The organism is Legionella steigerwaltii (genome assembly GCF_001468065.1).
GTDB classification, from domain to species: Bacteria; Pseudomonadota; Gammaproteobacteria; order Legionellales; family Legionellaceae; genus Legionella; species Legionella steigerwaltii.
This window is the reverse complement of record NZ_LNYZ01000006.1, coordinates 59,419-86,001: the sequence shown is the minus strand read 5'-3', so window position 1 is coordinate 86,001 and position 26,583 is coordinate 59,419. Positions and strand designations below refer to the sequence as shown.

Here is a 26,583-nt window from a genome sequence, read left to right as displayed (position 1 = left end):
ACTCATCTCAACAAATTGATTTAGTCAAAAGCGCGTAGAATATCACATAAAATCAATAACTTTTAGACGCCAGGGTAATATTTAAAATATTGCCTATGTTGTGCAAAATAGTCGTTGCCACTTCTGCCATTCCAGCACGACGAGCAGTAGATGATATTTTTTGGTTTAATTCTTTGATTTTTTCTTCAGAAACTTTGCTTTTATGAATATCGATAACGATTCCAGCAAGTTGTTTCTCTCCTTCCTGACATTGACTAATTAACCTATACCAATGGTAATTTCCATCAGGGTTTCTTACACGTATTTCACATTCATAATCTATTTTATCTTTAAGGGCACGTTTTACTTTTTGTATTAATTCAAATCGGTCTTGCTCATGGATTAATTCGATAAACTCATTTAGTTTAGGAGCTTTATGAGAAGGATTTAAATGCAATAGATTGAATAATTCATTGGACCAGATTGCACGGTCGAGGATGCCATCATAAGACCAATAGCCTAAACCAGCAATATGTTGGGCATATTCAAGTTTTTCATTCAAACTCATCATTTCTCGGGAAGATATTTTTATAGAGCGCTCGTGCAAATAGCGCTCCTGATCTGCTTCCATATAGGTATTATTGACGTGGTGAATAAAAGTCTGCCACTGCTCATTAGTTTCTGGCATCTTATCCTGAACAATGTTTGAATGTTCTAGCTGTCGTTTTAATAATTTATGAATTTCCATATCACTCTTATCTAAATATTTAATTTTTAGGTTTCGTAAATTGTCGTAATCGTCATCGTTTGGTTATGCAATTCGCAATTTCCAACAGAAAAAGGTGATAATTCCCCATATGAATAAAAGCCAATCTGGGTCGAGCCTTCAGGTAAAGCGGACATTGTTGATTCGATTTCTTCTTCTGTTCGTTCGCCTAAAAGCAGTCTTCTTCCTACACAACTAATGTCAATCGCTAAAACAGGGCCTAATTGTTTTAAGTTATCGTTCAACATTAATTTATTTGCTAGAAGACCTGCTTCATTCGCGCTATCGATTAATCGATCAAAATTGGCTCTCATCAATTGCGCGTACCATCCTGTTGGAATATCCCCTGCAAATACCAGTGATTGTTCTTTTTCATCGATTGCTAAGATTGTACGAACCAATTGGGTGTCATTATGGATTTCAGGGTTATTGATTGCTAATGGATAAAGCAATCCTGATGAGGGCAGCTCGGAAGCTTTTTCACCCAAGTATTCTTTGTACAGTTGCAAAGCAGGTTGATAATCAAGCTCATATAAAACATTAGCTTCTGAACGTGTAATTCGGCGAACAGGACCAAAAATATCCCATCCTCCTTTAGATGCGTGGCCAACATGAATGTCAGAACCATAAAAACCTACGGCTACGACATAATGATCAAGAATTTTATTATTTAAAATGGTCCATGTTTTTTTGAAATCACTGCCATCACCTGCTAACCCACCGGTAATAATAAGTTTATGATTACCATTTGCAGTGTTTAATCCTTGTACTAATTCAGAGCCATTTACATTAAGTCCATCAGACAAGATAAAGATACTATGCAGATCATCTGCTTTTAATTGCTCAGCAATTAAACTGCCTGTTTTTTTAGAGTCTTTGCTGTGACTTACCTCTGCTTTTGCAATTTTTAATGATGTTTTGGCAAATTTGACTACAGAGACTGTAATACTGTGGTCAAAAAGATCATCACCATAAATTTCACCCGCAGTGGAACAGCCTATAACTTTTGATTTGGAATAAAAGTTCGCTAATTGAATTATAGGATCTTGAAAATCCATGAATTCTGGAGCTGCAAAAATAAGTACTAATGTATTCTCTGAGTCAAGATCAGGAAATTCTTCCACACTCCATCCTTTATTCTTAAGGAATTGAAAGGTTTTTATTTCCATATTCTCTCCTGAGTGAAAATATCATATGACAGTAAAAAAGAGTCTTTTTTTATTAGTATAGTGTTAATTTTAGCTTTTTTCTTGGACAATTGGATTGTGCTTTGACGCCCAAATGAGACTGACATACGTTTAACTAGATTTTTTTGCTACCCTTATGAAAATTCGCTATGATGAATTTCTTCATTTTGGCTCAAGGAACGTAGTTTTTATGGAAGGAGAAAAGTCACCCCCTAAGAAAAATAAAACGGTGATTTCTAAACGTTGGCGAGCGCGTTATCAAGTAGACAATTTGTTAGGACTGCTCATTATTTGCATTGCTTTGGTTGCAGGACTGTGGCTTTATATTGTCGCTAAAAAAGCAAAAAATACAGCACCTAAGCCTATTCCTGTTGTTGCAGAAGTTTCTACTACTCGTGATGTACCGATTTATGCTCCAGCACTTGGTACGGTAACGCCTGTTTACACAGTGACGGTGCAAACCCAAATCAATGGTTTATTAATGAAAGTCCTTTTCAAGGAAGGACAATTGGTCAAAAAAGGACAGCTACTCGCCCAAATTGATCAGCGTCCTTATGAGGCATTGCTTATCCAATATGAAGGTGATCTAAAACGTGATTCAGCACTACTGGCTAACGCAAGAATTGATTTAAAACGTTATCAAAGACTATGGAAAGAGGACTCTATTTCCCAACAAACCTTAGCAACTCAGCAATCACTAGTAGAACAATATGAAGGTAACGTTAAAGCCGATTTGGGTTTGATTCAAAGTACTAAAGTCAATCTTATCTATTGCAATATTACTTCCCCAATAGATGGACGGATCGGCTTGCGCTTAGTTGATCCTGGCAATTTTGTGCAAACTGCAAATACGCAAGGCATTGCCGTGATCACTACCAATGATCCCATTACCGTAATTTTCCCTGTTGCTGAAGATTATGTACCACGAATTGCGCCACAGGCCTATGCTGGCAAAGAGATGCAAGTTAAAGTTTATGACCGCCAACAGAAGAATTTACTTGGAATAGGAAAATTGTTGGCTTTGGATAATCAGATAAGCACGACTACAGGAACAGTAAGACTAAGAGGGATTTTTAATAATGAAAAAAATAAACTATTCCCTAATCAATTTGTTAACGTAAAAATTTTAATTGAAACATTGCACCAAGCGACCGTTGTGCCCACGGCGGCGATACAACATTCAACAACAAACGATTTCATTTATGTGATTCATGCAAATAATACAGTGACAACTCAAGATGTGGTTATGGGACCCACTAGTGGTGATTATACTGTAATCAAAAGCGGTTTGTTACCAGGTCAAAAAGTAGTAGTAAATGGTGCTGATAAATTAATGAATGGCTCGACGGTACTTGTCAAAAATGATTATTCTAGCAAGCCAGTTAAAAAAGCAGGTAATGAATCGAAAGTGCGCAATATCACATGAGTATTTCAGGCCCATTTATCGCAAGAGCTATAGCCACTTCATTGTTAATGTTCGCTATTTTTCTTAGTGGGGCCCTTTCTTACAAACTATTGCCTGTTTCGGCTCTGCCAGATGTGGAATATCCCACAATTCAAGTGTCAACTTTTTATCCTGGGGCGAGTCCATATGTGATGAGCACAACGGTTACTGCACCACTTGAGCGACAATTTGGACAAATGCCAGGTTTGGATCAAATGACCTCAAACAGTTCATATGGATCATCGATTATTACCTTGCAGTTTAAACTGGATATCTCATTAGATGTTGCTGAACAAGAAGTCCAGCAATCAATCAATGCGGCGAGCAGTTATTTACCTGCTGATTTACCAAATCCCCCGGTTTACAGCAAAGTAAACCCAGCAGATACACCAATTCTTACTTTAGCATTAACTTCAAACACAATACCTTTAACAAAAGTTGAAGATTACGCTGAGACGCGTTTAGTCCCCAAAATTTCTCAATTAACCGGTGTAGGATTAGTGAGCTTGGGAGGAGGGCATCGGCCTGCAGTACGTATTCAAGCTAACCCCAATGCATTATCTGCTTATGGATTAACTCTGGAAGATATCCGAGCTATTGTTATGGCCTCTAACGTGAATACCGCAAAAGGGAGTTTTTCTGGTCCTCGTTTGTCCTATACGATTAATTCAAATGATCAATTGTTGTCTGCAGAAGCTTATCGTCCTCTAGTCATTTCTTATCAAAATGGGGCTCCAGTTCGTTTATCTGATATAGCGAATGTTATAGATGGTGCGGAAAATATTATGCAGGAGGCATGGATGAATAATGACCCTGCAATCATTGTAAACGTCCAACGGCAACCTGGGGCCAATGTGATTGAAGTGGCTCAACGAGTCAAAAAATTATTGAATCAAATGAAATCTGCAATTCCTGCAGGAATGGAAGTTAAGGTGCTTACTGACCGCACTATTAGCATTCAGGCATCGGTAAAAAATGTGCAATTCGAATTACTTTTATCTGTAGCGTTAGTAGTTATGGTCATTTTCCTTTTCTTACGAAAATTACCAGCTACCATTATTCCTAGTATTTCGGTACCTCTGGCACTCGTAGGCACTCTGGGTCTAATGTACTTACTAGGATTTAGTCTTAACAATCTTACTTTAATGGGATTGACTATTGCAGCCGGTTTTGTGGTCGATGATGCGATTGTGATGATCGAAAACATCATGCGCTACATTGAGCTTGGTGAAAAACCATTGGTTGCTGCTCATAAGGGAGCAGAACAAATTGGTTTTACTATTATTTCTTTGTCCATATCACTTATTGCGGTCCTTATTCCTTTGTTGTTTATGGGGGATGTAGTAGGTCGGTTATTTCGAGAATTTGCTCTGACTTTAACGATAACAATTGCTATTTCTACGTTCGTTTCTTTAACCTTGACGCCCATGTTGTGTTCGCGCATTTTAAAGCCAGAAAGCGAAAGCCAAAATAATGACTTACAAAAATTTCTCGAAAGAAAGCTAAACTACCTTATTGAAAAATATAAAGTTTCTTTAAACTGGGTATTATTACATCAACTACTTATTTTATTGATTTTCTTTATTACTGTACTCATTACTGGGGTTTTGTTGTTTCTTATTCCTAAAGGTTTTTTTCCTATTCAAGATACTGGGGTGATTCAAGGGATCTCTGTTGCAGCTGATTCAGTCTCATTTCAAGAAATGGCCAATCGTCAGAAAGATTTAACAAAAGCGGTACTTTCTGATCCTGCTGTAGAAAGTTTATCTTCGTTTATTGGAATTGATGGGACCAATATTACTTTAAATAGTGGGCGTATTCTTATTAATCTTAAACCTTTTGATGAACGACCTGGTGTGGATGAAGTAATAAGGCGATTACAATCTAAGGTTAGAAACGTGGTTGGTGCAAAATTGTATATGCAGCCAGTTCAGGATTTAACTATAGATACTTTAACGAGTCGTACTGAGTTCCAATACAGTGTGAATGGACCTGATCCTGATGAAGTGACTAACTGGTCAAAATTAATGCTGCAACGAATGCAAAAATTACCAGCATTGAAAGACGTCAACTCAGATCAACAAAATCTAGGTTTGGTCTCAGAACTGGATGTTGATCGTGATACGGCATATCGGCTTGGAATCAGCATGCAAATGATTGATGATACGCTTTATGATTCTTTTGGGCAGCGGCAAATATCAATTATGTTTACCCAACGAAACCAATATCGTGTCGTTTTGGAAGTTTTGCCTTCGTTACAAAAGGAACCCGTTGCTTTTGATAATATTTATATCAATTCTACGGTTTATAACTCCTCGCCTAGTATTTCTGCTGTAACGAACGCTTCTAGTCCAGGAATAAATTATCCGACGGTTAATTCATTGGGCGCGACCATCACTCCAGGTTCTGTATCTTCAGCAATAACCACTTCGAGTGGCTCAGTTCCCATTAAAACTTTTGCTAGCATCAAACAAACTGTAGGGCCATTAGTCATTGCACATAAGGACCAATTTCCATCAGCAACACTGTCATTCAATCTTGCTAAGAATGGCTCATTAGGAGAGGCAGTACAACAAATTGATGAGATGAAAAAAAATCTTAATCTACCTCTGAGTATTACGGCAGATTTTCAGGGGACAGCAAAAAGCTTTCAAAATGCACTTGCCAATGAAGGATGGTTGATTCTTGCTGCAGTTGTAGTCGTGTACATTGTTTTGGGTGTGCTTTATGAAAGCTATATTCATCCCCTGACCATTTTATCTACACTACCCTCAGCTACAATGGGTGCTTTATTTGCATTGTATGTCACAAATAATGAGTTCAGTATTATTGCTTTAATCGCCATAATTTTATTAATTGGTATTGTGTTAAAAAATGCCATTATGATGATTGACTTTGCTCTTGAACAAGAGCGTGAGTACAAAAGAAAACCTATAGATGCAATTTATGAGGCTGCATTATTGCGTTTTAGACCTATTTTGATGACGACTATGGCTTCGATGCTCGGTGCAATTCCTTTAGCCCTCAGTAATGGTATTGGAGGTGAATTACGACGTCCGTTAGGTATCGCTATTATTGGTGGTTTAATGGTTAGTCAGTTAGTTACTTTGTACACGACTCCAATTATCTACCTGACATTTGATCGAATATCACGCAAAGTAATGAGTTATCGAAGGGATAGCACTGATAAAGTGAGGGGGAACGCGTGAATTTATCCTCTTTATTTATTCATAAACCTATAGGAACTATATTACTTGCATTAGGTCTAAGTTTTGCAGGTATACTTGCATTTAATCTTTTACCTGTAGCTCCTTTACCACAAATTGATTTTCCTACGATTACAGTTCAAGCTCAGTTACCAGGCGGAAGTCCAGAAGTAATGGCTACTTCAGTAGCAGCTCCTTTAGAACGTCAGATCGGACTAATTGCTGGGATTACTCAGCTTACTTCGTCAAGTACTTTAGGGCAATCAATGATAACGGTTCAATTTGATTTATCCCGTAATATTGATGGCGCTGCGCGAGACATACAGGCAGCTATTAACGCTTCGTTAAGTCAATTACCGACGAATTTGACCAATAACCCAACGTATCGCAAGGTTAATCCTGCTGATGCGCCGATTATGATTATTGCCTTGACTTCAGATAAAAAAACACCAGGACAATTATATGATGTAGCGTCTACTTTTTTGCAACAAAAAATCCTGCGAAGTGAAGGAGTAGGGCAAGTGAACGTTGGTGGAAGCTCTTTGCCTGCTGTGCGTGTTGAAATCAATCCAACAGCATTAAACAGTTATGGAATAGGTTTGACGCAACTTGCAAATGCAATTGCTGCAGCTAATCTTAACCAAGCAAAAGGTCAATTGATCCGTGATGATTTAGCCTCAACAATTAAAAGTAATGATCAAATACTCAAGGCTGCGGGATACGCCCCCCTTATCATTAGTTATTTTAACAATCAACCTGTGCGACTTTCCGATGTGGCTAATGTTATCGACTCAGTTGCTGATGTTCATAATGCAGGTATAGCTAATGGAAAACCTGCTGTTTTGCTGGTTTTATTTAAAGAACCAGGCGCCAATATAATTAAGACAGTTGACAGCATAAAACAAATTTTGCCACAACTTGAAGCATCAATACCCAGTGACATTAAATTAAAGGTTTTGATGGATAGAACGACAACAATTCGAACTTCATTGCATGATGTGGAATTAACCTTACTTATTGCAATGTGCTTGGTAATTTTTGTTACTTATTTTTATCTTGGCAGTGTACGTGCCATGATGATTCCTGGAATTGCGGTGCCATTATCTTTACTGGGCACGTTCGCAGTTATGAAATTATTAAACTACAGCCTTGATAATTTATCACTTATGGCATTAACCATTTCCACGGGATTTGTGGTGGATGATGCAGTGGTTGTACTGGAAAACATCTCGCGTCATATTGCTATGGGTAAAAAACCATTTCAGGCTGCTTTAGAAGGATCTAAAGAAATTAGTTTTACTGTATTATCAATCAGTATTTCTTTAGTTGCTGTATTCATTCCAATTCTGTTCATGGGAGGAATAGTTGGACGTTTATTTCGTGAGTTTGTAGTTACGCTTTCACTTGCAATCGTTATCTCCATGGTGGTTTCATTAACTTTGACTCCAATGATGTGTTCGCGAATGCTTCACTCTGATGAAGGTGAAAAGGATCATTTTTTTATTCGTTTTAATGAGTACATCAAAATGCGCTATGCAAATGGTTTGCGTTGGGCATTATACCACCCCATATTAATGCTTGGTGTAACTTTGGGTACTATTTTACTTACTGCCTATTTATTTCATAGCATTCCTAAGGGATTCTTTCCTCAACAAAATACAGGCAGAATTGTTGGTTCTTTACAAGCTGATCAAAATATTTCATTTGACGCAATGAAGAATAAATTAATCCAATTTGTTTCCGAGATACGTAAGGATCCTGCGGTAGAAAATGTTGCTGCTTTTATAGGGAGTGGTCCAGGAAATAATACGGCAAATACCGGTTCTGTATTTATTATGATGAAGTCTTCTGTACTCAATAAAGAGACTACTGATGAGGTGAAAGACAGATTACGAGCCAAGTTATCTAAAATTTCTGGCGCAACACTCTACATGCAAGCGGCGCAGGACTTGACTATAGGTGGAAGACAAAGTGCAGCTCAATTTCAATACACAGTGTCAGCTGATAATTTACAGGATCTCGAGACTTGGACTCCTCGAATTATGGAGAGTTTGTCAAAACTGCACGGCATTGCTGATCTGAATAATGATCAGCTCAATCATGGGTTACAAATCTTTGTAGATGTAGATCATGACACAGCATCTCGTTTTGGTCTCACACCGGAGCTCGTTGATCGGGTGTTATATAATGCCTTTGGTCAAAGTCAAATTTCAGTGATGTATATGCCAATGAACCAATATTACGTGGTGATGAATGTGGCAGAGAAATATTGGCAATATCCTAAAGTATTGGAAGAAATTTATGTTATTTCTCCTGACGGAAATAAAGTACCTTTATCTGCATTTGCACGTTTCAAACCAGGAGCAACTTTGTTATCTGTCAATCATCAAGGCCAGGCACCAGCAGCAACATTTTCGTTTAATTTAGCTCCGGGTACTTCTTTAGGTGGGGCTGTGACTAAGGTTACTCAGATCATTAACAACATGAATTTGCCACCCACTATGCGTGGCGCATTTCAGGGAACAGCCCAAGCATTTCAGGAATCCTTTGCAAATGAAAAATTTTTGATTATGAGTGCTATTTTCGCTGTTTATATTGTATTGGGAATGCTTTATGAAAGTTTGATCCATCCAATAACTATTTTATCTACCTTACCATCAGCGGGTGTCGGTGCATTGCTTGCTTTAATGTTGTTTAAATCAGACCTAAGTATTATTGCTCTTATCGGGATGATTCTTCTTATTGGTATCGTGAAAAAAAATGCCATTATGATGATAGATTTTGCTTTAGATGCAGAGCGGAAGGAAAGCAAATCACCGCGCGAAGCGATTTATGAGGCGGCGATATTACGTTTCCGTCCTATTATGATGACCACTATGGCGGCTATATTAGGCGCTATGCCTTTGGTCATCGGTTTTGGTGTGGGGTCTGAATTACGTAGACCGTTGGGAATCGCGATTGTTGGTGGCTTAATCGTAAGTCAGTTATTAACACTATACACGACGCCAGTTATTTATTTGGCAATGGATACTGCCGGAATACGTGTTCGCAATTTTATGAAAAAATTTAAGTTACGGGGTGTCTATGGCCACTCATAATCGATTAAAGTCCCTAAGTAGCCTGGGTGCAGCGCAGCGGAACCCGGGGAGAAGCTGGCACAATACTCCCGGGTTCCGCTGCGCTGCACCCAGGCTACAGTTTTTTAAGAAATTCAAAATTTTTTTAATTTTGATACAGGCTTCTTTTTTACTGCCTTCCTGTATGGTTGGACCTAATTATGTACCTCCAAAACTTGTAGTACCACCACAATTCAAAGAAGCCAAAGGCAAAAAAGAAATAGGGGTTAAGCGTAAAAACTGGAAACCTATTCAGCCTCAAGATGATATGGAGCGTGGCGAATGGTGGAAAATTTTTAATGATCCTGTTTTAAATGATCTGGAAAATCAGTTGTATCATTTCAACCAAAGTATTGTAAATGCCGAGGCAAATTTCCGTCAGTCGCTTGCTATTGTTGACCAAGCTCGTGCCAGTTTGTATCCAACCGTAGTCGGCGCGTTTAGTTTGTTCGAACAACGACAAGCTGGAGGATCTACATCCATTATCAGTACCTCTGGAACTACAGGTACCGCAACGACAAATATTGCACCTGCAGCAACGGTTACAACAATTTATACAGCATTTTTGAATGCAAGCTGGGAACCTGATCTTTGGGGGCTTGTTCGCCGAACCATCGAAGCAGATCTTTCTTTGGCGGAATCCAATGAAGCATTGATTGGTGTAACGCGTTTGTCAGCCCAAGGTGCTTTAGCACAATATTATTTTGAATTACGCACATTGGATAAAGTTCAAAAGTATTTAGATGACACGGTGATTGCTTATAGAAAAATCTTACAATTGACAAAAAATCAATATAGATCGGGCGTTGTATCACGCGCCAATGTGGTCCAGGCTCAAATCCAGCTCGAATCAGCTCAAGCTTCAGCTATTAACAACGGTATTTTACGTGGCCAATATGAACATGCAATTGCAGTATTAATGGGACGTCCACCGGCTTATTTTTCGCTAAAACCTGCGATTATCAACTTGAAGCCACCAACTATTCCTTTACAGGTGCCTACAGCTTGGCTGGAGCGAAGGCCTGATATTGCTCAAGCTGAGCGCTTGGTACAACAAGCGAGTGCTTTAATTGGAGTGGCAGTTGCTGCTTATTTCCCAACTTTAACTCTGACAGGTACTATTAGTGCCGCAGGTCATAGTTTTCATCAACTGTTTCATAAACCTGCAATCAGTTGGTCTACTGGTTTTCAATTGGCAGAAACTATTTTTGATGGGGGTTATCGTTCAGCAGGCGTGAGGGCTGCGAAAGCACAATACATGGCTCAGGTCGCCAATTATCGTCAAGTAGTGCTCTCTGCTTTTCAAAATGTGGAGGATTATTTGATTTCCTTACTTCTTTTGGAAAAACAAAGCATAGTTCAAGATAAAGAAGCGTCTGATGCACTCTTTGCACTCAAAATTGTTAAAAATCAATATAGGTCAGGAACTGTTCCTTATGCGAATGTACTTACTGCTCAGATCAGTGCTCTTGCGGCAGAACAGGCGGCAACACAAGTAGATGGATTACAAATGTCTTCTGCTGTGGGTTTGGTTAAGGCACTGGGAGGAGGCTGGGTTGCTAATGTAAGGTTGGCACCCAAAAAGCAAAAAGCCTGATATGATAGAGAGCCCGCAATTTTTCACCCCACATACTGTGTTCTATGTGTGGCATCTAATGCCCCTAATATTAACTCTGCTTTGGATTTCAACTCAGTATGTGAGTTTAAATTTTTTATAATAATAAATTGACATCAATATAGCATCTCTTTAGCATGGGCAAAAACTAAACGAAGTGAGGGATGCATGTTAGGATTGATAAGTTTAGATGATATTAGCTACGTACTAAATGGTCGGTATGGTCCAAATCATTTATTGTCAGATGAGCCAAAAAGATTTATTGAAGTTTATAAGAAACGACCTGGTTTTTTTCAACCCTATCTAAACGCTAAAGAGTTTGCTGGTGGTTTGATAGCACCAATTGTGTATCCGTTAGGATTTGCGGCTTTAGGTATAATTGGAATTGTAGCGAGCATTGCTTTGCCACTTGCTACTCTTGGAAGCTGGTTTGTTGGCATAGGGGCAGGGATATTGGGGTATACACCACTACATGATCAAGCACTTAATGCCGCGAGTCAGTTTTTGTATTTTACAGGCTATGCTCTTGTAAACGCAGTGGCAGGTCTTTTATTAGCAGCTCTTAGTATCCCATGCTCTTTAGTTACTTTGGGTACTCGTAGTCTGGCTACTGTTGGTGCTGAGGTGCTTGAATGCATGAATGAGGCCTCTACTACTACAGAAATTTACACTAGTATGCTTATCTAAGTAAGCAAAAAATTATGGAAGAGTTTTATGCTTTATTTACTCGGTGAAGAAGAAGTCTATTATATTTTCGATGGACGAACCGTCAGTGAAATTACTGATAGGGCAATTAAAACCTACAGAAGTCGTCCAGGTTTTTTTACTCCTTATAAAAATCTTTATGAGTTTGGAGGAGAGTTAATTGCCCCTGGCGTGTACCCATTCGCTGGTCTTGTTTTAGCAGGATTTTCTGCATTTGCCTTTTTTGCTTCGGCTGCAGTTTGTCTGGCTACTTACCTTGTTGCTGCTGGTGCATTCGTATTTAACGCTCCAGAACTTCGCGATGATGCACTTGAATTTGCGGGTTCAGTACTTTATTTTACTGGTGTAGCACTTTTAACTTCTGCTGTGAGCGCCTTACTTGCACTTATAAGTTTTCCTCACAGTGTGCTCTCTATTGTTACGCGGTCTATGAGTACACTAGGTGCTGTAGGTACAGAAACTTATTTTGAAACAGGACAAGAGAAGATAGACCTTGAGAAGAATACAGATGGGTATGAGTTTCAAATGAGATAGAGTTAAGTTAGCGCATGGATCTCTTCACGTTGTAAATAGTTTTCTATCATTTTTAACTCCATTTTAACGCGTGTGATTTTCTCTTTTAACTTATTTTCTAGAGCAAAGTAATTCTTAAGCTCTAGAGTGGTCGCTTCTTTTTTTTCTTGCTGTTGCATGATGAAATTAAGCCAATTGATTTCAACCGCTGGATTCATAGTGAGTGAGTTAGGGACAGTTTGATTGATTTGTTTTTCAATTTGCTGAATTTGTTGTACGAGTTCTTGCTTTTGATGCTGAACAGTTTGTAAATGCAAATCAAGTTCATGGAATTGACGATTTAACTTGTTTATTAGGCTACTGAGTGACTCATTCATTGTTAAGCAAGAGTCCATTTTTTATTCTTTTCATATCTTATGCCAGTGTTACTTAGATTAATGGTGTGAGATTATTTTTTTCACACAGTAAATATTTAAAATACAGCTCAGATTAAATCAAACTGATGCAATTAAAACAACCCTATAAATGCAAATTGAAGAAAAAACAACTCTGGATAAATTGTATTTAACTTAAATGATTCAAATTATTTTTGATTTCAAAATGTGATTAATATGATTGTTAATTGCTCATTGATGTTGTTAGAATAGGCATAAAAATTGATGCTAAAAGATGGATACTTAATGAAAGAAATCACTTTAACTGCCATATTTGAAGGCACTATCTACAAAATTGATGAGCCAAATACCCATTTGCACCGAGTTTTATATAAAGATTGCAAGGGGACACTCATCGAGTCAGCCGAGCAAGTAAACCAACATAAAGATGCCACTCATTTTAAAATGGGTTTTAATGGATGTGGTATTGATTATGGTACAAAAGGGGCTTTATTTGGTGTAGGTTTAGAGGAGCAAAGTGATCAACTTGTTGCAGTCGTCAAAAAGTTAATTCAAGACGGTTATAAAGTGAAGTTAAATGGTATTGGCTTAAGTCGAGGTGGAATTGCTTTAATTTTGGCAGCGCTTAAGTTGGGCCATATTGATCGTTTCCATTTAGAAACAAATTTACTTCTTTTAGATCCCGTACCAGGTAATTTATTTTTCACAGCATTTTTAGATTTTTTTAAATATTCATTGGCTAATCGCACAGTCGATTTGTCTGGGTCCAAAAATTTAAATTATGTTGAAACACTTTATCCCTATCTTGAAGTGGGTGATGATACCGAAGAATTTTTGGATCAGGTTCTTGCCAAGTTCCATATACCTATAAGACCTACTTATCCTAAGCATTGTAAAGTAAGAGAAGAGGTTATTTTAGGCGCTCATTTAAAAGCTTTTCAGGATGTTGATAAGGCAAATGATGCGAAACACTTGCGTTATGGGGTTGATGCAATTCCAGTAATCAGAAAGCTTAGTAGAGCAATTATGTACCAATTTCTGAGTCGAGTGGGTAGCTTGGCAGAGTTGGGAGAAAATGTTGAGCAATCTGAGATCATTAATGAGTTTCAACGAGAAAACAAAAAATGGACAAAACTTCTTGCCGGTATTATTACGAACATTATTCCCAAAAGTAGAAGTTTACATTCTCAGGATGGTTCTAAAATTACGGTTTCAAACACAGCAAAATATCTTAATAAAACGCACCGTGAACTTATTGATACAAAGTCAATTGATCCAGATGAACTGTGTTTAAAAGTAGAGCCGGAACGAATCCATTTGGAAAAGGAAAAAAAACCACTAATCAAAGCAGATTTACTTCGTTTAATAGAAGTTATTCTAGATAATATGACTGCTGCAAGTAAGCAAGGTCAAAAGAAGGGATTACTGGATGAAATTAAAAAAGGTTTGGAAGATGATTTTAGTGAAGAGCAGTTGAGTTTTATACTGAGAGATATTCTCACAGTTGCATTACAAAGGGACCGAAACAGCTATAGTTTTTATAATACAACAACTTCTGGTTTAGCATTGGTTGGTGCATTGAACCAACCAGAATTTAGTGCAATTAAAGAATTGATACAATCTGATGATAAGGCTATTGAATACGATGATTTATGTGCATATGTTTTAGGTAGAAATGATTCGGCACATTTTAATAGTCAAGATAAGGATAAAAATCTTGCACATGTCGAGGAGCATATGCTTGGAGAAGATGGATACAGGATGTTGATTTAGATTGGTATTTGGCCATCTTGAATGTGAATAACTGACAATAGTGCTTAAAGAAAGAAGAAAATCAGGGAAGAAAAACAATGATAATGAAAAAAACGAGAACATTACTTTTAGTTTCAGTATGGTTGATGCAATGTTCCACTGGCTAAAGAGATGGCGGGACGAACGGGCCATAAGCCATTCACCTGTAACTGATAATGAATGGAATGAGGCAATTCAAAGTTTATCCTTGCTGCGGCGCTTGAGTACTCAGGAAAAAATAAAACTCAAGCGATTAGCCATTTTATTTCTTTATTATAAATCATTAGAGGGAGTAGGCGATCTACAGATAACAACTTCGATGCAGTTAAACATTGCTCTACAGGCATGTCTTCCTATTCTGAATCTTGGACTTGATTGGTACGATGGCTGGGTTTCAGTCATAATATATCCGGGTGCCTACTCACGAGAAAGCAAGGTAACTGACGAGTTTGGGATAGAACATTTAGGACGATCCAATTTAAGTGGCGAGTCATGGCAACGTGGACCCGTTATTATCTCTTGGGACGACACGCAACATCATGGTGGAATTAATGGGCGTAACGTGGTGATTCATGAGTTTGCCCATAAGTTGGATATGCAAAATGGAAGGGCAAATGGATTTCCTCCACTTCATAAAGGGATGTCAGCGACGCATTGGGCTGAGGTTTTTAATTCAGGGTATAATGATTTAGTAAATCGTCTCCAAGAAAATGATCCTATTCCGATTGATTCTTATGCTGCTACATCCCCAGCGGAGTTTTTTGCAGTATTTTCTGAATTATTTTTCGAAAAACCGGAAATAATAAGGCACTACTATTCTGAGATCTATAATTTGCTTGCCCAATTTTATCGACAAAATCCGCTGGGTGCTGTTGGAGTATTGTAGCCTAGGTGTTTGGTAGCCTGGGTGCAGCGCAGCGGAACCCGGGAACTGTGGCACAGCATTCCCGGGTTCCGCTGCGCTGCACCCAGGCTACAATACTACGAACTCCAATAAAATAATTACCAATTAAATGTATAACGTGTTTCCTTGGAGCTCCATCCATCGGTCACATACACTTCAAGTGTTCTTTCAGAAATGAGATTAAATTCGATTAGCGAACCCCAATAAGGATTATGGAACTCAAAACCTTGTTTTGTCTGCCCAGTTGTTAATTTGCACGAAAGCTGCCTCGGTTCGGGAGCTCCAAGACCATCGCCATAACTTAAATCCAGTTGGGTCGATCCCTGTGAGTTACCCACGGAAGCCACTGCATTCAGCCAATTACATTCAATTTTTGCAGATTGAGAGTTTTGGTTTTTTAGTTTTAAACAGCTTCTATGTGTACCACATGGTTTTGCAAAACTTGTACTAGCAAGTAAACCTAACAAAAGAAAAGTGTAAAATTTATTCATTTTTATACCTAGTCAGTTAGGGGGTGTGATGTTTTTATCATTGTTGTTAAATTGTTGTCAATCATTAATGGAATAAAATGAAAATTGAATCAATAAGATAACAGGATTCTATAATAGACGATCTTCGGGTAATATTCCTTATTTACATTCATGACAGAATTTAATATGACAAGGAAAAAGGATGAAACAAAATATTTCAATGTACACCGCTTCGGTACCAGTTTTCAAACAGATGCTTACCTCATTAAATGCAATTTTGGAAAAAACACAGGCTCATATTGATAATAATAAAATGGACCCAAATGTCTTTTTACAAGCCAGCCTTTTCCCAGATATGTTTAATTTCACACGTCAAGTACAAATTGCTACTGATTTCGCTAAAGGTGTTTCAGCACGGTTGGCAGATATGGAAGTGCCTGTTTTAGAAGACAATGAGAAAACGTTTTTTGAATTACGTGGTCGTATCGAAAAAACATTGTTCTTCCTTTCCAAAATTCTTCCAGAAGATATTAACGGCAGTGAAGAGAAAGAAATTATTCTCCGTCCGGGAACTCCAAAAGAACGAAAATTAATGGGGCAAACCTATCTTTTGCATTATGGAATACCCCAGTTTTTCTTTCACATTACTACAGCCTATGACATCTTAAGAAGCTTGGGCGTTGCTATTGGAAAAATGGATTATATGGGAACATTTTAAAGTTGTAGTCTGGTTGCTTGCAACCATGAGAGCCTATCGATTGTCCGTGCTACTGCAAGCAGTCAGGCTACAATTCTAATCCGGGCTACAAAGCGAGTACCTCTTTATTTTGAATATGCTGAAGTTCAAATTCATCAGCTGACACTTCTTTTCCTGGTATCTCTGCTTCTTCATGAGCTAAGCTCGCCTCATAACCTAACAATTCACTGGTTTTGAAGAATCGACGCGTCTGATAACGTGTTTTATTGATTTCCTCTTTTGCAATTTTATTAATAACTGGTTCGGCTTCTAGGAATTCTTTTTCTATCGTTACTACTAGCTGTTTAGCTGCTCCCTCGAGATGGGATGCAAGCTCGTGTTTGATTTGGTCTAGGCGTATTGGTATAAGTTCAATTCTTTTTTTATCCAATCGATCATTATGGTCGCTTAATGCATCCACTCGTACAGTTTCTTCATCTTGAAATTTACGCAGAGTACTCCTGAGTTGTTCCAGATGCTTTTCAAAGGCTTGTATTTTGCTTGCTAGCCTATAATTTTTAGTCATTATGATGCCCTGTTCCAAATAGGAACAAGTAGGTTCTTCCATACGTATTTGTGCTGTTTTAATGAGATTTTGTGTATCTAATATTTCTTTTTCCTGTATGCGGATTTGTTCTAAAGTATTCTTTATATTGCTTCGAATTTCCTCAATATTAATTTTGATCTTTAATTGCTCCTCCATAAGAGCATTAAAACCTCCGTCAGGCACTTGCCCCATAATCTTCGTGAGTTGACCCGGATCTACTGGGTTTAATTTCCAATTCAATTGTTTTAGCTCATCGACATGTTCCAGTTTTTTTCGAATTAATTCAGGAATTTCACTGCGATCAATGTTAAGAGTGTTCCAATCAAGATTTAAAAGTGCTTTTAGTCTGAATAATTTCTCAGCTTCAGGCTGTTTTCGTGCGGGAAGTATTTTGATTACATTTGCATCAGATAAATTGAGAAGATTATTTTTATTTTCTGCAAAAACTGATTTGACTCTTCGAAGTTCATCTTTCTCGGCATCGAGTCGTGTACGATAAGAGAATTGATATCCAGTAAATCCTTGTTGCAATTGCTCGTCTTCAATTTGTAATTCGATATAGGATTGAATGCCATCAGTACCGCTTTGAATCCGCACATGAGCAGGATCAACTTTCAATAAAGCAGCAAATTGAGTTTGTTTTTGTGTCAATAAACTTTCTTGTACATCTTGATGCAGTCCATCTGGTGCTTCCAATTCCTCTATTGAGCTTAAGAGTCGTTTTTTCAACGCATTAAGCTGGTTTAAATAGGGCTGATATGCTTTATAAGAACTAAAGCGTAAGGTTGCTTCATATAACTCCTGCACCACATGGCTAGGATTATCTTTACTTTGATGGCTTATTTTGAGTAACGTTCTTTTCAAATGCTCCCAAGTAGGGTCTGAGGTCTTGAAAAAGTAAGGTGATGCATTGGTCAAATAACTACGGAAAGACGTAATTTGATGTTCTGCAACTACTTTATCATGGCAGTTTTTTCTAAAATCAAGATCACAGTGCGGTACATTATTTAATGAATCAATTGCATTCAGTGCATCGTTAATCACATTGCGGGGCGATGAGTGGCTAATCGAAAACAGATACTTATCTTTTAAAATGGCTTTATGACGTTCAAGTGCTGAATAGAGTCCCTGAATTTTATCTTTATCCTGAGGAAAATTATTTAAATCTTCAGCCAAAGTATAAATTTCAAATGCTGCTTTTTTGGCTACGGTTCGTTCAAAGAAGGCATGGAAAGGCACAGGGTTTTCTTGCACCCAAGCAAACTCACTAAGTAGATGTTGGGCTAGCTTTTTCATTATTTCTTCGTTGTACGTCTTTTGCAAATTGTTTAAATCTTTATCTTCAGCTAATACTAAATTTCGATAAAGGGTAGAAAATGAGAGGACTAGGCCTTGCATTTTAAATTGTTCGACGAGCGAAAATTGTGCTAAGTTGCTGCAATGACTTAAGATTAAAGGCTTGATTTGGGACAATAGCTCCTGAATGGTTTTATCATCTGCATTCATTAGTTTTTTTTGATAAAATTGAATGATGCTTCCAGTGACTTCTTGTTTTTCTTCACTGGGCCATACCCATTTTTTTTGTTCGATTAACTTATTAATTCCTATTCGGATAATTTCAGGTATAAACGAAGAGTTTTGAGAGGTGATTTGAGGAAAGAATACTTTGGTAGTTTCTGGACAAGCAGTACAAAATTCTCCGATAAGATAGGGTAAAATTTGTTTGCTTTGCGCCAATTCCAAATCTTTTTTTGTTTGGCCAGAGGGGTTTGTATAATTTAAAACAGCTCCTGCTTTATCGGCAATTATTGTTTCTAGATTTTGATGCATTAAATCTTTTATTCCAGCGGTAAAACGCTTCGATTTTTGTTTGAGCTTTGTTTGAATATTTAGTTCTTGGAAGAAATCTAATTGTTTTAAAAACTTAAGCCGTAATTCTTGCTCATAACTCATTTTGGGTGCCTTTTCTGCTTTAGCTACCCATTTATCTTCTCGAGCAGTTTCCCAAATTCTGCACGCTGATTTTTTGAATTGCTCAATACTTTCAGTAAGAGAGCTTTCGGATACATTGGTATCTTGAGCACGCGTCAGCTCTCCCAAAATCGTTTCACGCCATTGGTAAAACTCAAATTGTAGTTTGGGATCATCAGGATAAAGCTCAAGAAGAAAACTTTCCCAAGCCTCAACTTGTTGAATTAGTATCTGTTGCGCTTCATCAATGGCCTGAGTATATATTCTATCTACAGTTGCTTGTAATGTGATTTTATTCCTATGTGCTTTAACCATTTGTTCATTACTACGTTGACGAACCCATGGAAAAACATAATATAAACACTTATTAAGCAAGTCTTCTGGCGGTTTTACTTGATAAATTGGCAGCCATTCACCAGGTTTTCCATTTCGCGCAGCGCGACCACCGATTTGGATGGTCATTCTTTCAGTATCAGGAAAGGTTTGTATTACAAATAAACCCTTAGGGTGATCTCCCGGATTGAAATCTATTCCCTGTGCAAGCATTGTTGTCCCTACAGTAATGGTATTAACTTGACCTGCTTGCTGTATGAGCTTTTCCAGTTGTTCTGGAGATTCCTTACCCGTAATAATTTGGACTATAAAACCTTGCTCTTCATATTTTTTTAAACTGTTGCCAATTGCCTGTGCCTCATCAAAATCTTCACTCACAATAAGAATGGGTTGAGTTTGATCGTGACTCCATTCTTCAATGGCTTGATTTCTTTCTGCAATTAATTGTTCATGTTGTTTATAGGTTTGAATCTTTTCATTAGGATTACCAATAACCATCTTTGGTTTTGTAACAGGACACTTAATCTTATCGAAGGTCTCATGGATGGCTTTGATTGTCCCTTCACGATCTAAGGTAAAAATTGGATCATGATTTATGCGTTTATCTCCAGCATGTGGTGCTACGCTCACTGCCTGAGTTCTTAGAGATGTAGCTAAGCTTTCAAGCTCACGCTTATCTCCCGGAGTTGCTGAAATTCCAAGCAATCGTCCTAAGGTCTTTTGGAAAAACTTGATTAACCCTTGTGCTGATTGACTAGCAAGTACAGAAGGAGCAGGGTCAATAAAAATATACTGGGCCTGATCTTTACTTTCCGCTTTAAGTCGGGCCTGTAATGCTTGCTGCACTTCTTCAGTGAAAATTGAACCAAGCTTTGGTGTGCTGCGGATTAAAGGAACGCAGGCAATTTTTTTAATAATCTCATGACCTGTCTCATCTTTTTCTTTGACAGGTTGCATTAGGAAATGTTTGTTTTCCACTAAAGTAGCGGCGATACAACTGGCACGTATCCATTGTTTGAGTTGCGTGTTACTCGTTGCCATCAAATAATTTTGTTTTTCGATATCACCATTAAATTGTTCATTAATTTGTTTGTTAAGAAATAATCTGAATTGATCGAGATCTTCATCCTCATCCCAAACTTTATCTAGAGTATTACGAAATGATGGCAAATTGGTGAATTGATATGCGAGTGGATAAATCCATTGAGCAGGATTGTCACCATGCGCTGCTTCGGCTTCTGCAACGAGTTTATAAAGTATTTGCTGATCTAAAAGTGCATCGTGACATTCATCTAAAACAATATGTACAGGACCTATTGAATCAAGCAGCCTTTCATTTTTAGCAATTTTTGCAGCTAAGTGGAAACTGGCCATATCTTCAACAGTGGAGCAGTTGATGCCATTAGGTATAAATTTTTCTGTGGGCGTATCACTTTGAATGAGTGTCGACGGAATCTCTAAAAAGCTGAAAAAAGGTTCGCAACTGTTCTCAAAATCGCGAGTCAGAAGGGTTGGATTGGCAGTCCATTGTACAACTGTACCACCTTGCGCCCATTGAGCAACAGAAAGCATCGGCGTATTAATGCTTTTCCCTTCTCCAGTTTTGATACGCATTAATAAATTGGATGATGGATCTTCTAGGGCAAGTAACAACACAAGCATTTGTGTGGTATTGGGGAATAAACCTGTTGTTCGAAAGTAGATTTCCCTTAAATAAGCTAAAAGCTCCAAGTAGGTTACTTCTTTTTGTTCAGGTGTTATTGAATTCGCACGAAGTTGATCAAGTATTGTTTTGGCACGTTTTTGTAATTCATCACGTGGCTTGCCAGTCAATCCTTTTAGAACGGGTGGTCGGTCATCTTTTAGGTTTGTAAAATCATTGGGAACTAATGGATCGGTATAACCTAATGTTTCGATATAGGTTAATTGTCTTGCAAGCTTCATTTGCAGTGAATGAGGAAAATTTTCTTCATGAAGCAAATCTTGCAAATTGGTCAGAGCATCTTTTATTCGATCTGTTGCAAAATGTTTGGCTAAATCCCTTTTTTCATTAGTTTTAGCAAAAGGATTTGTATCGAAGTTTAAACAATATTTATGTAGTTTTTCAGGATCAGGTGCGAGCAATGCAGCGTTTAGGCTTTGTGTATTAGGGTATGGACGTGTCTTGAATAATTTTAGAACTTTATCAACATCATCAGGAAGGCACCGTTTTAAACCTTTGGCGACTTCCAGCAATGCAGGTAAATTTACCGTGGAGTCTTTTTTGTTATTCGCTAGGCCTGTTAAAATCGTAGCAATTTTTTTTCTATTTTCTGGAGTAAATCCCACTAATTCTTGAAGAATTTGAGGATAGACACTGAGATCTTGGTTGGGATTTTCTTGTGAGACTTTCTTTAGTAATGAAGCGCAGAGTTCTGCTTGTTCCTGATTTTCAGTTAAAAATAATTGAGTCTTTTGGATCAATGACTGAATCAGTTCTGAGTCTGAGCCAGGAATTCCTAAAATTTGTATAATTTGTTTGATAATTAATGACTTGGTTGGAACAGGAAGCTCTGATTTTTTAAATTTATTTAGTGCGTCAAATGGGAAGGGGGTGCTGCTTTTCAAATTATGAGCCATGCTCATTTTGAAAAACATAACTTGGGTATCTGGATCAAGATCTGATAATTTAAAGAGCTCAGCTAAGCCATTAACCGCTCGTTCAATCGCTGTAGCATCTGCACGGGGATGCTCATCTAACGCTTGGATTGTCAGTTTTAGATAAAGGTCTAATTTTTCTGAGCTTTGTTTGATGAGATCATTAACTAAACTTTGTTTTTGCTTATAATCTAAGCGTGCTAGTGCTCCTGTACTCAGTTGCTTGTAAATCTTATTGAATTGTTGGGGGAGTCGGGCATTGATATCAATAAGCAAATTGAGATAATTTGCAATCGATTCAATTTTATTTTTATAACTTAGTAGTGCTTGATCTGAGGGAGCGTTTTCATCGATTGAAGCAGCTTCTTTAAGGATGTTTTTTTCAAAATCCTGATCCTGAGTATTAAGCTGATGTAATGTTTTTTTCAAGGCAGGCAATACTTTTTTCTGAATCAACTCTTCTTCGAAAAAGAAAGTTAAAGAGAGTGTCTTGTTAAATTTTGACATCCAACTAAGACAAGTGCTTAAATCTAAGTCTTTGACCGTCTGCTTATTCTTGGGGTTTTCAAAAAATGCCCTCATTTGAGAAACAAGTAAGGTATGGACTGGACCTAAAACTGCAGCAAACCCTGGTCCAGTAGTTTTATCGGTTGCTTTTCTTTCCCCAGTGAGTAAGAAACTTAAAATATATTCGCCTTGAGTTTTTACCTCAATACCGAAAAGACTAAGTCCATAAGTGCCATTAAGCAGTACAGTTTTTTGTTTCTCAAAAAATTTAAATTTTTCAAACACTTCTGAGAATTGAGGTGTATTAGATCTTTGTAACATCTTAACTAATTGATCGACCTCATCAAAAAGTGGCATCAGGTCTTGATCTAGTTTATCGCGTAATTCTTGAGGAACCATGCGGCTATTCAAATTCTCTTGTAATTTAGCCTTCAATATATCTAATTTTAATACAGCACTTCTTTTTTTAATTGCATCAGCTAAAGCATCAACAATCAAATTATCGAGTTTGGATATATCTCCATTACCAAGTACACAATCTTTTAAAAGGTTTTTATCGATGATGAGTGCTTTTAACCATTCCTCTTGTTTTTCTGGGGTATTAGATTCAGCAGGGATAACAGTGTCTTCAAAATTTGCGAGCTTATCCAGAAGTGTTTGAATATTATCTATTTTAGGTAATTCTTTTGACTTTGCGATATTGATTTGACTTAATGTACTGAGTACGGTTCTATGAAATTCTGGACCTTTTTTATCGTGTATGTTCTTTAGGGCTAATAATAAATTGTCGATATGTCCTTGAGTTAAATCGGACTCATTGAGTTTTGTGAGCAGTTTAATGAGATCCGGCGGTAAGACCTGGCGATTTTTTTGCAGCACTGCCGTAAACGATGCAATAGAGGATAGAGAAAATTGATTTACTTCAGGTTTCGGATCAGTTTTTTGAATACGCTCTTGAAGTATATTTAGTGTTTCAAGTCCTTCATTTTCCAAACATGAAACTAGTGGGGCAATGAAATCATCTTTGAATTTTTTATCAGGAAAAGCGATTTTAAATTCAATACACTGCTTCATGAATGCATTGATTTGTGCCAATGAACAGTTAGGTTTGAATTTAAAGGATCGAGAAAAAGCGTGCAGTAAATCACTACGATCACTGGGTTCCAATGTCTGTAATGAAAGAATGCAATTGTTTAAAGTTTCTCTCCATTGTGCAGCGTTCAGGGCGTCCTTATTTGAAAAAGCACAAGTTAAAATAAAAGTTAATTGATTCTTTTGAACTGGAGTCCATGTAGCAAGTTTTTCGATTTCTGAAAGCTGTGCCTGGATGTCTGATAATCTTACTTCAGCTTTCCAATTTTGTCCTAAGTATCGGAATAGCCAGGGCTTAAGTTGGAGGTCTTCATTGTTGAGTTGTTGATACATGCGCTCGGGATCAGTATTGCTATCCTCAGGCTTTTCAATCTTCATACACGAAGCAACTTGTTTAAAGTGTTCCGTAGCAGGGTTTTGCACCATGGCATAATGCACACCTGTTGGTCCCCAATTGAGGTCCGACAAAGAAAGACACTGTTCTTGTGGATTTTGAGCGAGTTCTATAACATCCAACACTCTGTTTAATGTAATGAGTAAATGGCCGTTATGTTTAATTGGACAGGGGATAGGTAGCGTTAGATTTTTTTCCGCAATTCGGGGGAGAACGATTTGTGTATAGGCTTCAAAAAAAACATTAAAATCAAAACTGTTTTTATCGTAATTTAAATGTGCAGCCACCAGTGTGTTCCACCATTCTTTTTGTTCTGCAGGGAGTTGCACTAATTTCTGCAGATTTTTAATTCCCCGCGTGCTCAAAAGAGCATTTTGTACTTCAGGGGAGTTCAGAAACTCAAGATTGATTTTTTTATTCAAACACGCATTCAGTAATCTTACTAAAACAACAGTATGAGCCTCACCTCCCAGCACATATTGTTTGCAAAGTAATGGAATAATGAATTCCTGGTGTTGTTGAAATTGAAGTAGTGCTTTGATTTCATTTTCATGTGCAGGAAGCAATGATACAAAGATATTTTTTTGGTTAGGTGAGTACTGAGGATCCAAAAGCGCAGTAACCGTATTTTGGTTAAGTTGGGGTAATAGCGCCGTAGTTTCTTCAATTGACGGCAAAACTAAAGATTCTTGTTTCTTCAGTAAAGGTGCTAAAGCAGAGGGAAGTTTTCTTGGGGTATCAGTATAACAAAACGCTTTTTTTTCTTTGCTTATATAAAACCCTTTGGGAAGATTGTTTGGGATAATACCATCCCTAAAGGCATAGCTATGTTCTTTTATTATAGGAAGAGCTGATTCTTGTATGTTATCAAGACCTAATGCCCTGAGTTGTTTGACCAGCTCGGGAAGTTCAGGGAGATCAATGGGTAGTAGGTTCAGATCCGGGCTTGCTACATGTTCGCTCTGTTCGAGTTGAGCATTTTTTTGTGCACTTGGTGGTTTAGGTAATCTATAGCTTTTTTGAATTTGGATACGTGCTCTGACTTCTGGTGTCTTAGAGCTCAATGCATATTTTAATGGGTTGATTTTTGGAGCGTTGGATGTATTTTTAAGAATTGTTTCTGCTGTTTTATTTAATACTGAGCGGCGTGCATGAAACGCGAGTTTCTTTGATGCTTGCTCATTCCCTGGAATTTTTAAAATAAAGAGACGCTTGCGATCATCATTAACAAATTTCAATAGAGCATTAATTTCTTTATCAGTGTATGGTTGTGCATCGAGTTCCCTCTCTAAGGGATTATAATTGACTTCAGTTTCATATGAGGTAATTAGATTTTCTAGAAAAGATTGCAGGTATTTATTTTCTGAATATTGAGGCACAGCAACGCTCCTAGAATCAAAAGAAATAATAATACATCGTAATTATTAACAGGAGATTAAGTGTCAAAAATGAAAATGCATGTATTCTTATTTCGCTCATGGTGAATCGTAGTATAATGAAAAAAAAAGGATTTTTACATTACGATATGTAAATAAATCACTCAATCTATGAGTAATCTTTTGCGAATTATTGAGCAATAATACGTTGCTTTTTATTGACTCCTAGAAGTTAATGATAAAACACCTACATCCTTTTTCTGTAAATTAGCCGTTTAAAAATTTATTTCAAATGATTTTTTCGATTGCAAAACAAACTTCTTTATTGAAAATGCAAAATTTACTTGACAGAGCTTGGGGAGCTCATTAAACTGCGAACCTAATTTTCGGGGTTATAGCTCAGCTGGGAGAGCGCTTGCATGGCATGCAAGAGGTCGGCGGTTCGATCCCGCCTAGCTCCACCATCAACATCTTTGATGTTGATGGTAAAAAGTCTAAGGTCCCCATCGTCTAGCGGCCTAGGACACTGCCCTTTCACGGCGGTAACAGGGGTTCGAACCCCCTTGGGGACGCCATTATTGGTGTTTGTAGTTGTAGTAAAAGAGTTGTAAGTTAAAGATCCAGGTCCCCATCGTCTAGCGGCCTAGGACACTGCCCTTTCACGGCGGTAACAGGGGTTCGAACCCCCTTGGGGACGCCATATTTAAGTCAATATTTTCATTTCAACGCCTTAATCCATAATTCAAAAAGCAAAAATGACACTGATAACGAGTGTATTAGTTCAAATGATCTGATTTTTAACATATTTTATTGTAAGTGTTCACTCAATGGTGCTAACCTAAGAGTAGCCTGGGTGAAACGAAGTGAAACCCGGGTTGCGACCTTTCGGCCTTCACCCA

At 37.7% G+C, this 26,583-nt stretch carries 14 protein-coding genes and 3 tRNA genes; 12 read left to right on the top strand and 5 right to left on the bottom strand.

All coding sequences use genetic code 11. The annotated features are described in order from the left end of the window. Nucleotides 1-52: 52 nt before the first annotated feature. Both Lstg_RS04695 and Lstg_RS04690 read right to left on the bottom strand, forming a co-directional pair. Nucleotides 53-727 (bottom strand): PAS domain-containing protein, encoded by a 675-nt coding sequence (locus tag Lstg_RS04695; RefSeq protein ID WP_238585373.1) that lies wholly within the window; start codon nucleotides 725-727, stop codon nucleotides 53-55. 26 nt (nucleotides 728-753) lie between these two features. Then, nucleotides 754-1,914 carry an FIST signal transduction protein gene (locus tag Lstg_RS04690; RefSeq protein ID WP_058476502.1) on the bottom strand — a complete coding sequence of 387 codons (1,161 nt, stop codon included), beginning with the start codon at nucleotides 1,912-1,914 and terminating at the stop codon, nucleotides 754-756. 208 nt (nucleotides 1,915-2,122) lie between these two features. On the opposite strand from Lstg_RS04690, the gene Lstg_RS04685 reads away from it, so the two are divergent. The 6 genes from Lstg_RS04685 (at nucleotide 2,123) to Lstg_RS04660 (ending at nucleotide 12,552) form a co-directional block, all read left to right on the top strand. After that, a complete protein-coding gene (locus Lstg_RS04685) occupies nucleotides 2,123-3,358 on the top strand; it encodes an efflux RND transporter periplasmic adaptor subunit (protein WP_058476501.1) in 1,236 nt (411 codons plus the stop codon). Then, nucleotides 3,355-6,585 (top strand): efflux RND transporter permease subunit, encoded by a 3,231-nt coding sequence (locus tag Lstg_RS04680; RefSeq protein WP_058476500.1) that lies wholly within the window; start codon nucleotides 3,355-3,357, stop codon nucleotides 6,583-6,585. The genes Lstg_RS04685 and Lstg_RS04680 overlap by 4 nt, the downstream gene beginning before the upstream one ends. After that, nucleotides 6,582-9,680 (top strand): efflux RND transporter permease subunit, encoded by a 3,099-nt coding sequence (locus tag Lstg_RS04675; RefSeq protein WP_058476499.1) that lies wholly within the window; start codon nucleotides 6,582-6,584, stop codon nucleotides 9,678-9,680. The genes Lstg_RS04680 and Lstg_RS04675 overlap by 4 nt, the downstream gene beginning before the upstream one ends. Nucleotides 9,681-9,810: 130 nt before the next feature. Then, on the top strand, nucleotides 9,811-11,295 hold the full coding sequence (locus tag Lstg_RS04670; RefSeq protein ID WP_274519319.1) for an efflux transporter outer membrane subunit: 1,485 nt from the start codon (nucleotides 9,811-9,813) through the stop codon (nucleotides 11,293-11,295). A gap of 186 nt (nucleotides 11,296-11,481) precedes the next feature. After that, nucleotides 11,482-12,000, top strand: coding sequence for a hypothetical protein (locus Lstg_RS04665; protein WP_058476497.1), 519 nt, complete (start codon nucleotides 11,482-11,484; stop codon nucleotides 11,998-12,000). Between the two features lie 27 nt (nucleotides 12,001-12,027). Next, the gene (locus Lstg_RS04660; protein ID WP_058476496.1) at nucleotides 12,028-12,552 is read left to right on the top strand and encodes a hypothetical protein; all 525 of its coding nucleotides are present in this window, start codon (nucleotides 12,028-12,030) and stop codon (nucleotides 12,550-12,552) included. A gap of 2 nt (nucleotides 12,553-12,554) precedes the next feature. On the opposite strand, the gene Lstg_RS04655 is transcribed toward Lstg_RS04660, so the two are convergent. After that, entirely contained in the window at nucleotides 12,555-12,926 is a 372-nt protein-coding gene (locus Lstg_RS04655; RefSeq protein ID WP_058476495.1) for a hypothetical protein, read from the bottom strand. A 285-nt stretch (nucleotides 12,927-13,211) separates the two neighbouring features. Between Lstg_RS04655 and Lstg_RS04650 the strand changes: the two genes are divergently transcribed. Next, nucleotides 13,212-14,699, top strand: a complete 1,488-nt coding sequence (locus tag Lstg_RS04650; protein WP_058476494.1) for a hypothetical protein — start codon at nucleotides 13,212-13,214, stop codon at nucleotides 14,697-14,699. A 40-nt stretch (nucleotides 14,700-14,739) separates the two neighbouring features. Then, a complete protein-coding gene (locus Lstg_RS04645) occupies nucleotides 14,740-15,603 on the top strand; it encodes a M90 family metallopeptidase (RefSeq protein ID WP_238585371.1) in 864 nt (287 codons plus the stop codon). 116 nt (nucleotides 15,604-15,719) lie between these two features. Here Lstg_RS04645 and Lstg_RS04640 read toward each other — a convergent pair whose 3' ends face one another. Beyond that, on the bottom strand, nucleotides 15,720-16,112 hold the full coding sequence (locus Lstg_RS04640; protein ID WP_058476493.1) for a hypothetical protein: 393 nt from the start codon (nucleotides 16,110-16,112) through the stop codon (nucleotides 15,720-15,722). Nucleotides 16,113-16,293: 181 nt separating this feature from the next. Between Lstg_RS04640 and Lstg_RS04635 the strand changes: the two genes are divergently transcribed. Continuing rightward, entirely contained in the window at nucleotides 16,294-16,809 is a 516-nt protein-coding gene (locus Lstg_RS04635) for a DUF1993 domain-containing protein (protein WP_058476492.1), read from the top strand. An 85-nt stretch (nucleotides 16,810-16,894) separates the two neighbouring features. On the opposite strand, the gene Lstg_RS04630 is transcribed toward Lstg_RS04635, so the two are convergent. Then, a complete protein-coding gene (locus Lstg_RS04630) occupies nucleotides 16,895-25,687 on the bottom strand; it encodes a hypothetical protein (protein WP_058476491.1) in 8,793 nt (2,930 codons plus the stop codon). A 385-nt stretch (nucleotides 25,688-26,072) separates the two neighbouring features. Here Lstg_RS04630 and Lstg_RS04625 point away from each other — a divergent pair. From Lstg_RS04625 to Lstg_RS04615, 3 genes are all read left to right on the top strand, one after another. Next, nucleotides 26,073-26,148, top strand: a tRNA-Ala gene (locus tag Lstg_RS04625). Nucleotides 26,149-26,183: 35 nt separating this feature from the next. After that, a tRNA-Glu gene (locus Lstg_RS04620) sits at nucleotides 26,184-26,259 on the top strand. A 49-nt stretch (nucleotides 26,260-26,308) separates the two neighbouring features. Then, nucleotides 26,309-26,384: transfer RNA gene (locus tag Lstg_RS04615), tRNA-Glu, on the top strand. Nucleotides 26,385-26,583: the final 199 nt, after the last annotated feature.

What these genes read in the sequence shown, in the direction of transcription:
- Lstg_RS04680 (WP_058476500.1), top strand. Translation starts at nt 3,355, where the DNA reads ATGAGTATTTCAGGCCCATTTATCGCAAGAGCTATAGCCACTTCATTG.
- Lstg_RS04660 (WP_058476496.1), top strand. Translation starts at nt 12,028, where the DNA reads ATGCTTTATTTACTCGGTGAAGAAGAAGTCTATTATATTTTCGATGGA.
- Lstg_RS04635 (WP_058476492.1), top strand. Translation starts at nt 16,294, where the DNA reads ATGAAACAAAATATTTCAATGTACACCGCTTCGGTACCAGTTTTCAAA.
- Lstg_RS04690 (WP_058476502.1), bottom strand. Translation starts at nt 1,914, where the DNA reads ATGGAAATAAAAACCTTTCAATTCCTTAAGAATAAAGGATGGAGTGTG.
- Lstg_RS04665 (WP_058476497.1), top strand. Translation starts at nt 11,482, where the DNA reads ATGTTAGGATTGATAAGTTTAGATGATATTAGCTACGTACTAAATGGT.
- Lstg_RS04650 (WP_058476494.1), top strand. Translation starts at nt 13,212, where the DNA reads ATGAAAGAAATCACTTTAACTGCCATATTTGAAGGCACTATCTACAAA.
- Lstg_RS04655 (WP_058476495.1), bottom strand. Translation starts at nt 12,926, where the DNA reads ATGGACTCTTGCTTAACAATGAATGAGTCACTCAGTAGCCTAATAAAC.
- Lstg_RS04685 (WP_058476501.1), top strand. Translation starts at nt 2,123, where the DNA reads ATGGAAGGAGAAAAGTCACCCCCTAAGAAAAATAAAACGGTGATTTCT.
- Lstg_RS04640 (WP_058476493.1), bottom strand. Translation starts at nt 16,112, where the DNA reads ATGAATAAATTTTACACTTTTCTTTTGTTAGGTTTACTTGCTAGTACA.
- Lstg_RS04695 (WP_238585373.1), bottom strand. Translation starts at nt 727, where the DNA reads ATGGAAATTCATAAATTATTAAAACGACAGCTAGAACATTCAAACATT.